This window comes from Burkholderia sp., from assembly GCF_018375725.1.
Lineage (GTDB): Bacteria > Pseudomonadota > Gammaproteobacteria > Burkholderiales > Burkholderiaceae > Burkholderia.
Genome location: NZ_JAHACR010000014.1, coordinates 1 through 16,280 on the forward strand (window position 1 = coordinate 1; position 16,280 = coordinate 16,280).

The 16,280-nt window shown below is 60.5% G+C and carries 9 protein-coding genes and 1 pseudogene; 5 read left to right on the forward strand and 5 right to left on the reverse strand.

Annotated elements, in window-relative coordinates:
• The 4 genes and pseudogenes from KH616_RS04385 to KH616_RS04400 form a co-directional block, all read right to left on the reverse strand.
• Positions 1-5,608: type I polyketide synthase (locus KH616_RS04385; protein ID WP_292237334.1), on the reverse strand; the 5,608-nt coding region annotated here is incomplete at its 3' end.
• Positions 5,605-7,149: pseudogene (locus KH616_RS04390) on the reverse strand (LTA synthase family protein). The gene KH616_RS04385 and the pseudogene KH616_RS04390, both read right to left, overlap by 4 nt.
• Position 7,150: 1 nt before the next feature.
• The gene (locus tag KH616_RS04395; protein ID WP_292237335.1) at positions 7,151-7,942 is read right to left on the reverse strand and encodes an SDR family NAD(P)-dependent oxidoreductase; all 792 of its coding nucleotides are present in this window, start codon (positions 7,940-7,942) and stop codon (positions 7,151-7,153) included.
• The gene (locus tag KH616_RS04400; protein WP_292237336.1) at positions 7,935-9,146 is read right to left on the reverse strand and encodes a capsular biosynthesis protein; all 1,212 of its coding nucleotides are present in this window, start codon (positions 9,144-9,146) and stop codon (positions 7,935-7,937) included. Before KH616_RS04400 ends, KH616_RS04395 begins: the two co-directional genes overlap by 8 nt.
• Before the next feature lie 1,119 nt (positions 9,147-10,265).
• Here KH616_RS04400 and KH616_RS04405 point away from each other — a divergent pair.
• The 5 genes from KH616_RS04405 (at position 10,266) to KH616_RS04425 (ending at position 14,991) form a co-directional block, all read left to right on the forward strand.
• Entirely contained in the window at positions 10,266-10,487 is a 222-nt protein-coding gene (locus tag KH616_RS04405) for a hypothetical protein (RefSeq protein ID WP_292237337.1), read from the forward strand.
• Between the two features lie 364 nt (positions 10,488-10,851).
• Complete coding sequence (locus tag KH616_RS04410; RefSeq protein WP_292237338.1) at positions 10,852-11,982, forward strand: hypothetical protein; 1,131 nt, start codon at positions 10,852-10,854, stop codon at positions 11,980-11,982.
• A 4-nt stretch (positions 11,983-11,986) separates the two neighbouring features.
• Positions 11,987-12,784 (forward strand): ABC transporter permease, encoded by a 798-nt coding sequence (locus KH616_RS04415; RefSeq protein WP_292237339.1) that lies wholly within the window; start codon positions 11,987-11,989, stop codon positions 12,782-12,784.
• Complete coding sequence (locus KH616_RS04420) at positions 12,781-13,437, forward strand: ABC transporter ATP-binding protein (RefSeq protein ID WP_292237341.1); 657 nt, start codon at positions 12,781-12,783, stop codon at positions 13,435-13,437. The genes KH616_RS04415 and KH616_RS04420 overlap by 4 nt, the downstream gene beginning before the upstream one ends.
• A 117-nt stretch (positions 13,438-13,554) precedes the next feature.
• The gene (locus KH616_RS04425; RefSeq protein WP_292237343.1) at positions 13,555-14,991 is read left to right on the forward strand and encodes a hypothetical protein; all 1,437 of its coding nucleotides are present in this window, start codon (positions 13,555-13,557) and stop codon (positions 14,989-14,991) included.
• 115 nt (positions 14,992-15,106) lie between these two features.
• On the opposite strand, the gene KH616_RS04430 is transcribed toward KH616_RS04425, so the two are convergent.
• Positions 15,107-16,279, reverse strand: coding sequence for a hypothetical protein (locus KH616_RS04430; RefSeq protein WP_292237345.1), 1,173 nt, complete (start codon positions 16,277-16,279; stop codon positions 15,107-15,109).
• Position 16,280 lies beyond the last annotated feature (1 nt).

A 16,280-nucleotide genomic window follows, 5' to 3' on the forward strand; every position in this document is an offset into this window, starting at 1 on the left:
GCACGGCATCGCCGGGCGCGAAGTCCGCCACATCTGCGCCGATCCGGACCACGCGGCCGGACAGCTCCATGCCAATGGTGGCGCCCGCGAAACCGGTCTCGACCGCCTCGTCGGACAACAGGCCCATCGCATACATCACGTCGCGGAAGTTAAGACCCGTCGCGACCGGCTCGATCTCGATCTCGCCAGGCGCCAGCACCCGTTCCGGCAGCGCGAACCATTCGAGGTTCCGCAGCGAACCCGGCGCATCGAAACCCAGCACCGCAGGCTGTACAGCACGCGTGGCTGTGCACGCGTCGGCCCGTGCAGCCGTCAGCATGCGCGGCACCCGCCGCCCGTCACGCGTCAGTACGACCTCTTCCTCGGCGGCGTTCCCGGTCAACTCGCGCATGAGTGCCGCGACGGCATCGGTGCGTCCGGGATCCACGTCGATCAACCGGCATGCAAGTTCCGGATGCTCGTTCGCCAGGACACGGCCCAGCCCCCACACAGTCGCCTGCTCGGGATGGGCGGAAGCGGCCCCGGCGAACGGCGCCGCACCGCGCGTAACGACAGTCAGCCGCGCTGCCGCGCCCGACCGGGCATCGAGCGCACGCACCAGTTCGGCAAGCGCGACGACGCCCTTCTGCTGCGCGCGCATCAGATCCTCGCCCGCCGCATCTTCGCCAAGCACCGTTCCAGGCGCGCAAAACACGACGTGACAGGGTTGCGCAGCGGGCAATGCAGCGAGGCATTCGAGCGCGTGCGCCGTCCCGACCGCCTCGGCCGAGCAACCTGCGCCCATCAATGCCTCCGCGAGCGCCGGGCCGAATGCATCGGACGCATCCGGTTCGTGCAGCACGATCCATCGCTCGACGCCCGCGAGCGAGCCGCGGTTGTCCGTTTCGCGCAGGGACGCACCGATCGAAGCCGGCATGACCGGGTTACGCGCGACGATGATCGTCGGCGCAGCTTCGAGATCAAGCCCTTGTTCAGCGTGGCGCGCGATATCGACGAACCCCGCGCGAGCCAGCATCGCCTCGATATCGGCAGGTGCAAGCGACGCCGCCGGCGCCGCGCTGCCAACCGCATCCGCCGCCGCCTGAATACCGAAAACGATGTCGGTCAACCGGCTGCGACTCCCCTCGGCAAGTACCAGCACACCACCCGGGGCGAGCCATGCGCGGATCGCGCCCAGTGCATCGAGCGGGTCGTGACGGCCGCTCAGCGCGCGGTCGGCGAGCACGACGTCGTACGGCCCGGCCTCGTCGCCAGACAACGCGAGACGCTCGCCCGGCTGCAGCGCGACCGTGCGCCGTGCAGGATCCGAGTCGGCGTCGAAACCGGCCAGCAATTCGGGCGTCGCGGCGATCATGTAGTCGCAACGCGACGGCGACAGATTGACGCCCAGCGTTTGCAATACATCGCTGCCCGATGCGTCGAGCTCAAGCACGCGCAGCCGGCGTGGCGAACGCCACGCTTCGACGGCCTGTTCGACGCACGCGTTCAGCAACGCATGCGCGTGGCTCCAGGTCGGCGACGCCGCGAAAAAATGCTCGACAAGGCTGTGCCCCGTCGGCGACAGGACATCAGCGGCCGCCTGGTCGCCGCGCAGCACGTCAGGCAGCGCCGCGCCGCACTGCGCGAGCAGCGTCAGTTCGGCGATATGGCCCGGCGACTCGGCAAGCAGGCCGCGCCAGAGTTCGTCGAGGGACGGCAACGCCGCGCAGGCCGCATCGTCGCGGACGAGCAAACCGCCATCGCGATGCGCCAGACCGTCCTCGACCAGCATGTCGGCGAGCCGCCCGGCGAACGCGACGTGCTCCTGCGACGGCAGCCAGCGTCCGTCGAAGACGCCAAGCGCATCGAACGCGCGCAACGCAAACAGGCTCGCCAGCACATCGAGCAGCGGCAGCATTTCGGTCAGATGCCGCGCGCGGCGCGCGCTGTCCTCGCCGGTTCCGAGACGGGCCACCGCCTGTTCCAGCAGCTCGGCCGGCGCCGACAGGTCGCGCGCGTCGAAGTCGTCCGGCAGCGGCATCTCCTCGAGCCGATAGACAAACCGTGCCGGCGGCGCCTGGCGGCGACCGACAAGATCGACGCGCCTGAACCGGCAACCGCCCAACCGGGCGACCACCGCACCTTGCGCGTCCAGGAACTCGAATGTCGCGACGACAGAGTGCGGGCTGCGCCGGTCGATCCGCGCAAGCACGCGTGCGACGGTGTCGCCGCGCAGATAATCGACCCGACCGATCTGAACCGGCACGTAAGCCGGATGCTGGCCCGCAGGCGCATGCGCGGCGAGCAGCGCGAACAACGGATGGAACCCGCTGTCCATCAGGGCCGGATGCAGCACATAGGCAGCCAGCGCGCGCGCGTCGCCGCATGCGACAGGCGCTTCCAGATCCGCCAGCGCCTCGTCGCCCGATACGCGCACCGCGCGCACCCAGCGGAAAGCCGGGCCGTAACTCAGGCCGATCGCGACCGTGCTGTCGTAAAGCATGTCGCCGGGCATCGCCGGCAACGCAAGCATCTGGTCGAGTGCCGCGCGCGGCATGACGCTGTGCGCGTCAAGCGTATTGCCGCTCGCGAGCATCCGCCCCGTCACGTTGAGCATCCACGGACTGTCCGTCATCCGGTCGCGCGTCTCGATCACGAAGGTCGCCGTGCGCGGGTCGATCATCAGCCGGAACAGCTTTGCCTGCTGCGCCTGGAACACGACCGGCGAGCGGATCTCGACGTTTTCGAGCGCCGCATCCGGCGTGTCGAAGAACACCCGCGCGGCGGCCAGCGCCATCTCGACGTAACCCGCGCCGGGGAAGGCAACACCGCCGTCCACCACGTGATCCGCGAGCATCGGCAGCTTGACCGGATCGAGCTGGTTCTCCCACGCAAATGCGTGTTCGTGCAGACGATAGCCGAGCAGCGGATGCTGACGATGGCGATTGACGAGGCCGTATCCCTCGACGGTCGGCACGAGCCAGTAGCGATCGCGTTGCCACGGATAAGTCGGCAGTGCGGCGCGCGACGCGCCCGGCGCGAAACGGTCGGGATCGACGGCCACACCGTGCGCGACCGCCGCCAGAATCGAATGGTGCAGCAGCGCCGCACTGTCATGCTGACGCTTGAGCGTCGGCAGCGAAACGCCGACCGCCTTCGCGGCGGCCAGCGTCTGCTTCACGTAGGTGCGGAGAATCGGATGCGGAGAGACTTCGACGAAAAGCCGCACGCCTTCCGCAATCAGATGCTCGATGCCCGCGCCGAACAGCACCGGCTCGCGGATATTGCGCCACCAGTACGACGCATCCAGCGCGCTGCCAGACAGCGCGCCGCCCGTCACGGTCGACACGAAGCCGCCGTTGCCCGGCTGAGGCCGGATATCGGCCAGCTCGGCAAGCACGGTGGGCTCGATGCGATCCATATGGCTGCTGTGGAACGCATAGTCGAGATCCAGCATCTGGAAGAACACCGCGCTGCCGCGCAGCGACGCCTCGATCGCCTGCAAACCCTGCAGCGAACCCGCAAGCGTCACGGAATCCGGACTGTTGACGCCCGCGACTTCCACGATCCGCGCGAGGCCGTGAGTCTCGATCAGTTCGCGCGCCGCCGTCTCCGCGAGACCTACCGCCGCCATTCGTCCGCTGCCGCGCGTCATCGCCTGCGCCCTGCTGCGAATCTTGATCACACGGACCGCATCGGCAAGCGACAGCGCCCCCGTCACCCATGCGGCTGCGATCTCGCCGACGCTGTGACCGATCGCAGCGTCGTAGCGCACGCCACGCGCATCGATCACACGCGTCATGCCTACCTGGATGGCAAACAGCAGCGGCTGCGCGTTTTCCGTCGCGGTGAGCCACTCCGCACTCGCCCCCTCGCGCATCACGTCGACCAGCGACGGGCTGCCGTCCGCGCACCACAGCGCGTCGACCTCGTCGAGCGCTGCACGGAACACCGGTTCCTGCGCATACAGCTGCTTGCCCATGCCGGCCCACTGGCAGCCATTACCGGAGAATACGAGTGCGGTGCGCGCCGCATCGGCTGGCGCATCGCCCATCACGACACAGGCCGGCAGCGCATCCGGCGACGGTTCGGCCAATGCTGCGAGCGCCGCGCGCCCTTCGGCGACGTCGGCCGGCGCAACGATGGCGCGATGCTCGAACCATTGGCGACGGCGCGTGGCTGCGGCGGCAAGCGCCTGCCAGTCGCTGCCACTGTCGAGCATCGCAAGATAGCGGCCAGCGAGCGCGCCGAGTGCCTTCGCACTGCGCGCCGTCAGCACGAGCGGCGACGGCGACGCTGGCAAGGCCGACGAAGATGCTTGCGCGACGGCTTCCGCCGACGGCGCCTCCATCAGCACGACGTGCGCGTTGGTGCCGCCGAAGCCGAACGAGTTGACGCCGACCGTCAGCGGCGCATCGCCCGCTTCGAGCGGCATGTAGCGATCGACGACACGCAGGCGCCCGCCGTCGAAGTCGATGTTCGGATTCGGCGTGACAAAATGCAGCGAGCGCGGCACTGCGCGATGCTTCAGGCACAGCACGGCCTTCAGCAGGCCGGCCATGCCGGATGCCGTTTCGAGGTGGCCGATGTTGGTTTTCACCGAACCGATGAGGAGCGGCCGGTCTGCCGGACGCCCTGCCGACGCGACGTCGATCAATGCGCGGGCCTCGATCGGATCGCCGACCGCCGTGCCCGTGCCGTGCGCTTCGACGTATGCGAGCGATCGCGGGTCGATGCCCGCGCGCGCGTAGACGCTGCGCAACAACGCTGCCTGCGCGGCCGCGCCCGGCACGCTGATCCCGCCTTGCGAATGACCGACGGCGTTCACGCCGGAGCCGGCGATCACTGCGTGGATCGTATCGCCATCGGCGATCGCGCGGTCGAGCGGCTTGAGCAGCACGAACGCACCGCCTTCCGAACGCACGTAGCCGTCACCCGTTGCGTCGAACGCGCGGCAGCGGCCACGCGGCGACAGCATCGACGCCTTCGAGAAACTGACGAAGCCGAACGGATGCAACAGCAAATTAACGCCGCCGGCGAGCGCCATGTCGGTCTCGCCGGACTGAAGCGCCTGGATCGCCTGATGCAGCGCGACGAGCGACGACGAGCACGCGGTGTCGACCGTCATGCTCGGGCCATGCAGATCGAACAGATAGGACACGCGGTTCGACGCGATGCTGAGGGTGTTGCCCGTGGCGGAATATGGATCGATCAGATTGAGATCGTCCATGTTGCGGTTGCCGTAATCCATGCTCGCGGCGCCGACAAAGACGCCGCAATTGCCGCCGCGCATGTCGGCGGGACGGATGCCGGCATCCTCGAAAGCTTCCCAGGCGAGCTCGAGCAGCAGGCGCTGCTGTGGATCCATCTGGGTGGCTTCGCGCGGAGAAATGCCGAAGAAGGCGGCGTCGAAGCCCGCGACGTCGTCGAGCGCACCCGCCGCGAATGTGTAGCTCTTGCCCGGCTCGCGTTTGGATGGGTGCTGGTAGAAGTCGGTGCCGAAGCGGTCGGGGGGGATTTTGGTGACGGCGTCCTTCTCGCTTTTGAGCAGATGCCAGAATTCGTCAAGCCCCTGCACACCCCCGGGAAATCGGCACGACATGCCGACGATTGCGATCTTGCTATTCATATCTGTTCTGTTTTTTCCGACGTGACATTCGACGCGCCACGTCGTTTCGCTGTTGCCATGGCCTGGAGCACGGCGGCGCCAAGATGCTCGATGGACAAATCGTGCCTCTCGGCGGAACGATCTCCGAAATTTCGCCAAATGAAGTAGTTACTTCGGCTCGGTACGTTGCCGAGCCGCTCGAATATGTGCGGCAGCGCGGGCACGTGATCGCCGTAAAAGCACAGCACGGTGTCGCGGCGGCAAGCGCGCAGATACGCAATCAGTCGACCAATCATGGCGTCCGCGTTCGCGATGTGCCGCAGGTACGCAGTGAGATCGTGGAACGCAGGATCTTCCCCGAGGTTGTGATAGCGACCGGATTCGGCCGCCTCTACAGCCTCCAGATGCAGCGGACCGTGATTTTCCATCGTCATCGCGAAGATGAATGCCGGTTTCGAGCGCGACGAATCCAGTTCCTTAACGATACGATCGAAAACGCTTTCGTCCGAGATGTACGGGCCCGCGCGGCGGGCTTGTGCGAAGGCGCGGATGTCAAGGAAACGATCGAAACCGAGGCGTGGGAAAACGCGGTCGCGGCCGAAGAAATTGGCATGATACGGATGAATCGCGATAGTTTCGTATCCGGCGCGGCGAAACCAACCGGCCAGCGATGCGCACGCGCGGCGCACGAAGGCGTAGGGATAGAAGCGTGCGTAGCCTAGTACGCTCGACGGCACGCCCGAAAGCAGTGCAAATTACGAGCGCATGGTGTTCGCGCCCCAAGCGGGGACGTCGAGTTCGCCGTGCGTGGTCGACTCGCGCAGCGCAATATCGAAATGCGTGTAGAGAGAAGACTTGATTGCCGCGCTTGATTGACGCGCGTCGAAGAAAGACTCGCTCTGGATAACGATGACGTCGGGACGATTCGCGGGCGCGGCGGCATGCGCGAATGGGCAAGCCGACATCGCGCGCTCAAAACTGCGAAAGGTTGCGCGACACATGCCGTTAAGCAGATAAGCGACGAATACCGAGAAAAAGCCGTGACGGCGTTGGTCTTCGAGCGGATCAAGCGTGAGATGCAAGCGCGCTGCGAACGTATAGCAGACGATCAGACAGACAGCGGCAGCTAGCGTACAGAACTCCGCTACACGCACAGACACCGTCGCATCCAGAAAAAATCCGCCGACGAGCAGAAGCACGCCCGCGACGATTGCGCCCACCGTCTGCATGCGCAGAAATGGCAAGTAAAGCCGCGGGTGCGCGAATAGCTGGCTGAATAGGCTCAGGTCGGTAAAAACGAACGGCTCGCGTAATGAAGCGAATTTTGCATTGCTCACGCCGCTCATTAAGCCGACGAGACCCAGTGCGATGAATGCTGAGAAAAAAGGCCGGCGCGTAAGCGCGCAAATCAGGCAGGCGAAGAACAACACGCTCACGATATGCAGTGCGAGCGCGCATGGTGCGCGTCGCCAGCCGGCGCGCGGGAGCGCGATTGCATCTGCCGCGAGAGACAACGCAGCGGCACACGGAAACGTTAGCAAGACTGAAATCGATGAAGTCACACTAACGTTCCTCGCGCGGCAGATACGACATGCGACCGAGGATGGCGTCGGCGAGCCTCGCCGGCAGTAGCGCGAGCAGGCGCATACCGAAGGCGAGCAGTGCCGGAAAAGCGATTTCTGAGCGGCCTGCCGCGAGCTTGCTCTGTATATGGCTCGCGGCTTTTTCGGGCGACCACATGAAGGGCTTGTCTCCGGGGAAGACGTCGCTCATCGCAGTTTTGACGAAGCCCGGCAAAACTATCGATACGCGGATGTTGTCGCGTGCGAGCACCGGCCGCACAGAATCCCCCCAAGCTTTGAGCGCGGCTTTGCTGGCGCAGTAGGCTGGAGAAATGGCCATACCGCGCAAGGCTGCGATCGAGCAAATCAGCGCGATGTGGCCACGACGGCGCGCGCGCATTCGCTCGGTCACTGGCAGCGCGGCGTTGAGCGCACCGTAGAAGTTCGTATCGACGATGCTGGTCGTGCGCCCCTGTCCTTCCCAGTCGTTGGCGTGAGCAAGCGTACTCGCCACGCCTGCGTTGGCGATGAGGAGATCGATGGGATGTTTGTCGTCAAATTCGTTGAGCCAGTCGCATACGGCAGTGGCATCGCGGACGTCAAGTGAGGCTGTGATGACGACCGCGCCTTTGGCACGACAAGCTTCGGCACAATCTTCGAGGCGCTCGGGGTTACGACCGACCAGACCGAGCGTTACGCCTGGTGCGGCGTAAGCGAGCGCAAGGGCACGGCCTATGCCGGCACTGGCACCTGTGACGGCGAGGTGACGAGGCGCATTGCTGGCTCTATGCATGCCCGACCGCCTCCAGACGACGAACCGCGCCCGCGACCGCCATTTCGATGCCGGTACGAGTGTAAAAATCACCGTTGATTTGCGTGTGATGGATCACGTAGTCCAGAAAAGCCTTATAGAGGTCCATATCGGGCTTTTCCCCCTGGGTCCAGAAATCCTCGAGTCGACCTTGCCATGTCAAGCCCTCCATCGAGTAGATCGCCGCTCCCAAGGCGATCACCGGCCGGGCGTGGTGAATCGCCGACAAGCCGACGGTGCTGTTTACAACGATGACGCCGCGCGAATTGTCCAACAGGGTTGGCAAATGACCGGCATCAATAAACCGCAATCGCCTAGCAATTCCTAATTCATTCGCGAGTTGCGCGGCAAATTTGCGATAACCGATCAACCCTGTATCCAAAGGGTGATTTTTGATGACCAGCAGGGAACCCGCCGGCGCGTGATGTGCAAAAGAATGCATCACAACCGAGATCGCCTCGCGTACACCGGCGAATGGCGAATGCACAACGATCTGCGAATCGGAATTCAACTGCAAGGGAAACAAATAGTAAGGCGATCTTTGCTCCAGCAATGTGCGCGTCACGCGCTCGGCCTCGCGTTCGTACACTTGGTGCTGTTGCAATAGACGCCAGGCAAGCCCGGCATATTCCTGAAAGCCATTACGGGGACGATGGCTACGATAGTGCGGGTATCGTTTCGCGTACAGCGTGTTTGCGAGTCGATATTTGATGTCGTGATACGCGCGCTCGTAGAGGTTGTAACCGGTAGGATTGCTTGGGGGCACCGCTGGCAGTCCAGGACGCGCATCGAGGTACGCCAGCGGATCGCGCGGCAACAGCGAGCGTCCGTTCACGCCATGACGTTCGAGCGTGACCCAGTGCGGCCGTACGTAACCTTCCTCGAAAACGTGAACGCGCGCACCAAGCATTTGCGCAACATCGTGAACCGGACGATGTATCTCGCGGCAGTCACCGAAAAGCACGACATCTGTGCAGGCTTCGCGCTCCATCGTGTCGCGATACCACGCCTTCAAATGTGCAATTTCATCGAGATAGTCTTGCGCGCCTTCATCAGCGCTGTATGCATGGTCACCACCACAAAAATTGATCCTGCGAACAAAGTTCCCCCGAGCGCGCAATACGATCGCAAGTTTACTAAAAAAAGGGGATGCAGTGCCTTGCAAGGCAAGGAATGAACGGCGCATACGTATATTCTTTGATCGCGAGCCAGAGCTTTGCCAGATTTTGTGACTTATTATCGAACTCGCTTTCCCTGTCTGTTGCCGAACCTTCTGATTCGGCAGCAACGCTACTTAAGCGCCCCCTCGGACACAAGAAACAAGCCGGATGGGCATCTCAAAGCCCGACTAACAAACCCCTTTATCTTAGAACGTTGTACGCGCAACACACTCAATCCGCCTAAATTACTTGCCGAATGACCCACCGCGCGGCTTGCCGCCACTGGCGTCCCATCCAGAAAGCATTTTCGCGTGATGCGCTCACCACGCGTTTCCCGCGCATCGTCCGCCTGACAACCCTACTCGACTACCGAGCGCAGCCCGTTTTGCCGGTGAAGTCATCCCCAATATACCATCCCCGCATTCCCAAGTAGTCCGCTTAGGCCCATGCGACGCATGGCTTGCCGTTCGGCGTCGATATTAACTCCCTGATCAGGAATTATAGACAAGCGCCCGCCTCGCGGAAGCTTATCGCATCGTGTGGCGTATGGGTTAATACATCGAGAAACCACTCTTCTCTTCTAAAAACAATGAATTATCATCGAATCCGGTGTACACGGCGCACGAAAGAGAAGGAAAGGCGGCGACGATTGAAGGAAAATGCATCTTTCCACGGCCCCCCCCTCAATCGAACTCCAGCATCATGGCGAAACATACGCAGGAAACGAGCAACAGTCAAACAGCAGTAGCATAAATCGAGAGAGCGCCCACCCTGCACGATCTAATCGAGCAAGGGACGCAGCCGATCATCCGGTAAACCAACAGCCAATACCCGCTGGCGCTCATCGACGGATATCGTGAATCAAAGGAATCATGGTGCGAGTTGCTGCTCAATCTGAACGCGCGTAGCGCCCCAAGCCCCGCCGTTGCTCGCGGTCGGCAACAAATCGATAGGGTGGTGATCAGAGTTTGAAGATATCTTCCCGCAGACACGGCATCAGCGGTGCTGACTTTACCAGATTTAAACATCCCCAATGCGATATCCAAGTCGCAGCACGACAAGGCCGAGGCTGGCACGCGGAGATCTAGAACGCAGCGACGAGTGCCGATCCAATCATCGCGCTCAACTAGTTCGTCGACACGTATGTGGCCAAACACCCGCTGGCCGCAGAGAAAATCACGAAGAATCGCGACGCGCTGGCCGAATTCCACGACGCCCCGAACGGGCATCGGCCACACGTGCGGAGCACGAACCCGATTGAATTGACGCTCGAAACGGTGCGCCATCGCACGGACCTCGCGCGCAACTGCCTGTCACGCTCGACCGTCCTCCGGATGGCGTTCAAGCTAATTGAAGCGGCCGAATAGATCTGGAGGACGATCCGCGATGCCGAAGAAATCGATCAGCTTATGACGGCATTCCCTTCAAAGATGGAACCACGGCGACAAAGCCACTCAAGCGCCGGCAGCCCGATCATGCCGCCCCGACCGCGCACGTCAAAATTAACGATTACTCGAAAACAATAGGACCGAGCTATAATCGCTCAAACGCATGGCGAATAACCGCGCAAGACCCCGAGGCCAACTGAAGATCCAGCAAAACTGAGCCAGCCCTTCCGAAACGGCCATTGCCCGATAGACCCCAAACGCGACGTGAAGCTCTCAGCCCATACAGTCATAGCAGCGGGCTACGAATGACCCGGAATACAACTCAAACAACGTAACAAGCAGCATGTCAAACACAACCGCCAAGCCGCAAAAAAACTTTCTAGATCAAATTAAAGGTGTCAATCGACTCTTCGCGCTGACCGTTGTTGCACCGACCGCGCTGGCTGCAATTTATTACGGTTTTATTGCATCGGACGTCTATGTTTCTGAGTCCCGCTTTGTCGTTCGCAGTGCACAGCAACAGCCAAAAATGAGCATGGTGGGCGCGCTGCTCGAAGGCACCGGAATTTCGCGCTCCGAGGACGACACCTACCCGGTTCTGGATTATATCCAATCGCGCGACGCACTGCGCGAATTGGATCAGAATAATTATATTCTTCACTCCTACTCTCGACAGGGCGACTTTATTAGTCGATTTCATACTTCTTTCGACAACAGTTTCGAATCGCTTTGGAAGTACTATTCAAATCATATTGTCGAAGCGAAGCTGGATCCGATCTCTTCGATTACCACCTTGACGACACGGGCTTATTCGGCTGCTGATGCGGAGCGCATCAACAATACGCTCGTCGAAATCAGTGAACGGTTGATTAACCGCCTCAATGCTCGCGCCGCCTCGGACGCCATCACGTTCGCGCAGCGCCAAGTGGACGTAGCTGTCGCCAAGGCCAAGGACGCCGCGTCGGAACTGGCGCTCTACCGAAATAGCCACACGGTCTTCGACCCGGAAAAGCAATCGGCACTGCAACTCCAGCAAGTGACCAGCCTGCAAACGCAACTATTCGCGGCACAATCGCAACTGGGCCAGCTTCAGGCCGTATCACCCCAGAACCCCCAGATTCCTGCACTGAAAACGTATATTGCCACCATCGAAAAACAGGTCGATGTCGCAACCGGCAGTGTAGCGGGCGGCAAGAATTCACTTTCGCAAAAGGCCAGTGAATACACCCGACTTGTATTAGACGCGCAACTCGCCGACAAGCAACTCGCTTCGGCCATGGCGTCGCTCGACAATGCGCGTGCAGACGCGGAAAGAAAGCAGCTCTATCTTGAAGTATTGGTGCAGCCGAATGCCCCAGATATCGCCATCGAACCCAAACGCCTTCGCGGCATCGCAGCCACGTTCTGTGTTGGCCTAATTCTGTGGGGCGTCCTCAGCCTTCTGATCGCCAGCGTTCGCGAGCATCAAGACTGACGGTATGAGCACATCGACTACGCCATTCATGCAGTCCCTGCGCATTCAGGCGCGCGTCGTCCATGCCTTGATCATGCGCGAAATCATTACGCGCTATGGTCGACACAATATTGGTTTTGCGTGGCTGTTTGCCGAGCCCATGCTGTTTACCATCGGTGTAATCGGGCTATGGAGCATCGTCCATAAATCAACTTCGTCGCAGCACATCAACATCATCGCGTTCGCGGTCACCAGCTATTCGACCGTGCTGGTATGGCGCAATGGCATTGGCCGTTGCGCGCTGGCAATCACGCCCAATGCCTCGCTGTTGTTTCACCGCAACGTGCGGGTCATCGATCTATTCATTTCCCGCATCATTCTGGAAATTGCAGGTGTCACACTGTCGATCGTCGCCCTGCTCGTGGGCCTCATGCTGATGGGCCTGATCCCGCCGCCAGCGAACGTGCTCAATATGATCTTGGGCTGGGTGCTGCTCGGATGGTATACCGCGGCAATGGGCATGTTGATTGGCGGGCTCACCGAATACAGCGAAGTTGTCGAGCGTCTTTGGCATCCGATTTCCTATTTCCAGTTGCCGGTCTCTGGCGCGTTTGTCATGACCAGCTATCTGCCGCCGAGTCTGCGCGACATCGTAATGCTGTTCCCGGCATCCAACTGCGCTGAGTTGTTCCGATACGGCTATTTCGGTAAGGACATCACCCCTTACTACAACGTGCCCTATACCTGTGCAGTATGTCTCGCAATCACATGGCTTGGCCTGCTGGTCGTGCGCGGCGCATCGAAACGAGTGGAAACACAATGATCGAACTTGTAAACATTTGCAAGAAATACGAAGTTCGCGATGGCAAACGCACGGTCCTCAGCGAGATCAACTGTACGATCGAGCGCGGTGAGCATGTGGGCATCCTCGGCAAGAATGGCGCGGGCAAATCCACGCTAATCCGGCTCATCAGCGGTACCGAACTGCCGACGTCGGGACAAATCAAGCGCGGTATGAGTGTGTCCTGGCCGCTCGCCTTCTCCGGTGGCTTTCAAGGTAGTCTCACCGGGCTCGATAATCTGCGTTTTATCTGCCGGGTCTATAACACGTCTTATCAGAAAGCGCTGCCCTTCGTCGAAGAATTCACGGAACTGGGCAAATACCTGCGCGAACCGGTCAAGCGTTACTCGAACGGAATGCGCGCCAAATTGGCGTTCGCCATGTCAATGGCCGTAGAGTTCGACTGCTTCCTGATCGACGAAGTCATTGCAGTAGGTGATTCAGAATTCCAGCGCAAGTGTCACACCGAACTATTTGGCAGACGCGCCAATCGAGCCATGATCATGGTTTCGCACGACCCACACATGATCAGGGAACATTGCTCCAAAGCCTATGTACTCGACTCCGGGGAGCTCAAGTATTTCCCCGACGTCGATTCCGCCTACAGCTACTATGAGACGCCGCGCCAATCGTGAGCAACAGCTTGCGATCCGCAACTGCGGGCGAATCGCTGCTCGATGCCGAGCACTGATTGCCCTCCACTCAGTAACTCGCGCGGTGTTGCACCTCGCACTTGAAACCGGCCAGTAATCATGTGGAAACAAGAGAATCTGATCGATGCAGAATCTCTCATTGTCGCGCTGACGTCATACAACGCGGACAATTCGAAAATCAACACGTTTGATTTTTCATCTCTGACCCGTAGCAGCGACTTTGCTGCGGTTCTGCTAAAGGATCTCGACAACGCTTGGTACACGAAAGGTATCGACGGGGTCGGCGCCACGCACGAAGAGGTCGTCGCTTATCTCACGCCGCTGCGCTCACGCTACAAGCGCATGCTCTTTATAGGCGACAGCATGGGCGCTTTCGGTGCGATTTTGCTCGGTGCACGCCTCGAAGCCGACAAAATTGTCGCGATTTCGCCGCAAACCACGGTTTGCACTCGAACTTGCAACATTCTCGCCGACGGGCGCTTCACCCGTTTCTTTGAGAAACTGACGGAGGTGCCAACGACGATCAAAGACGTGCGAACGATCCTCGCCAAATGGCCCGCAAGGTCGCTCGATGTGTATGTTTCGCGCGCGGATCCGCTCGACGTCGAGAACGCCAAGAACATCGAGGGAATTCCGAATGTCAATCTCCAGTACGTCGACTATTTCGATCATTGGATGGCCGAGGAGCTCAAGCGCTATGGCGCGTTGCGCGGCATCATTCGCAACTTCCTGCTCGATCGGGGTTCTTTCGACCTGAACGAATTCATCAGTACCGAACGCAGAGTGCTGGGCAGTGCGCTGTCCTGGATCGGAGACGGAGCAATCGGAGCAAACGGAACGCTACACGAGTTCAAACTCGCCGTCGCACCAAACTGGTACTTGCGAGAAAGAATCAAGACCGGCGAGGTCGAATTCCGGACCGATGTGTTTGGCCCCGATGTGCCCGCCCATGTGACGCGTTATTTTCACTTCAACGATGACGTCGAGCGCCTCAATCCGGATTTTTTCCGACTCTCGATTTCACTTCCCGTTGCCGGTTCGGCGGTGGGCATGAATACGGTACTCACGCATGCGCTGATCAAGAAGAAACCCGTTTCGAATCTTGGCATTCCGGCACTTCGCGCGTCGTTCGAAGTTACACGCGACGACAGTGATATTGCCGAAGGCCGGCAAGGTGAAGAACTCCTGCACCGCATGGATTTTCCCGGCGACACGACGCGGCCGCGATTCGATCCGAATCGCCGCGGCCATATCATGTCGGGACCGTATGTGAGCCTGGAAGCAGGTACCTACGTCGCCCATGTGAAACTCGCCGACGATTTCACGACGAACGATACCTTGTATCTGGATGTTGCATGTGACTGCGGACGTGTCGTCGTACTGAGGGAATATCCCGTGAAGCTGCTTCGTACCGAACGATGGTTGAAAGTGCCCTTTCATCTCCACCGTGCCAGGGGCGACATCGAAATCCGGCTGCGGACTGAAGAGGGCGCATCGGGCTCGGTCAACAACGTCTTTATCAACAGGATCGGCTGACTTCTTTTTTCGCGTTGCCTTGATGCGCCTGAGCCATCCGGGCGCTCAAGTACAACGCGAGGGTGCCGCTTTCGCCGGCCCCCTTTAACATTCAAGATGGCGTACCTTCCCCAATCTACGCAGCAACCTCCAACCCTTCGGGTGCAGCCGATGCGAGATGCCAGTTCGACGTTGCGACGCTACGGCGCGCCACGTCGGATAGTCTATGATCAACCATCGCGGGTGACCAAACTTCCGGCACGCGCAGATGCGCCACATCCGATTCGCTCAAACCATCCAGATCGATCGCATACGTCACTTGCTGATTGTTGATGCGACGGAATTGCATGGGCAGCGGTGTGCCATCAGTCTTATGGAATCGGACCTCGTCGTCAGCAACCCGGTGGAATACGTGAACGGTAAACATCAGCCATCGTTGCGACGCAGCCCGCTTGATCTGCACCTCGGAAAAGTTCTGCGGGCCCGCCCAGTATTCCACTCCGTGATCCGTGAAATACGGCTGATGCCAACCCTCGCCAAGCAGAATTGCGCTCGTCCCCTCAGACCAGACACGCCCCCAATTATTTGTTGATGCGTCCGAGAAGACCAGCTTCGACATGCGCTTCTTGTAGGCAAGAAACCTGTCTCGCGCGGCCTGCCAAAGCAATAGATCGACGGAATACAGTTCCGGCCGCTTCGAAACGATGCGGGCCAGTTGATCCTTTTCCCCGCGTTCGGTTTCGGCCACATTCGTTCGTAGATCCTGATGCGACATTACGCGCTGATTCTCGACCTGCCAGAGAAAGCAGAAATCGTCGATCGATTCAGTTGGCACGAGCCATTTGACGTACTCCAGGCAATCGAGCATGAGCATCGTCATCCCGACGACCTGCCGGGTGTCGATCCCCACGTCGCGAAACGCGGACACGAAATAACGCGTCTGATGATTGCAGAAGAAGTCCCCATACTGATCGAAAAATTGTTCCGGCGACAGCAGATGCGCGACCCTATGCAGCGTATTCGCCGGCTCGCGGAGAATGTGCAGGTAGTTCGATACGATCTGCGCAATGGGGTCACGCACGGTGACCAGCACGTCGAGTTCGTCGAAGCCGTCCAGGACTGGGCCGTTGATGTGCGCTTCGACGAAATCTTTCTTCGTGAGCAGGTCGCGCAGCTTCTCACGCCCTTCGGGAAAACTCAAATCGCCTGCCATGTAGCTTGAACGGCCAAGCGCGAACGCGGAAGCCAGACGCAGCGCCAGCGACTGGCCGCCCGTCTTCGGAATATGGTGATAGAGGATCTTGCGCATA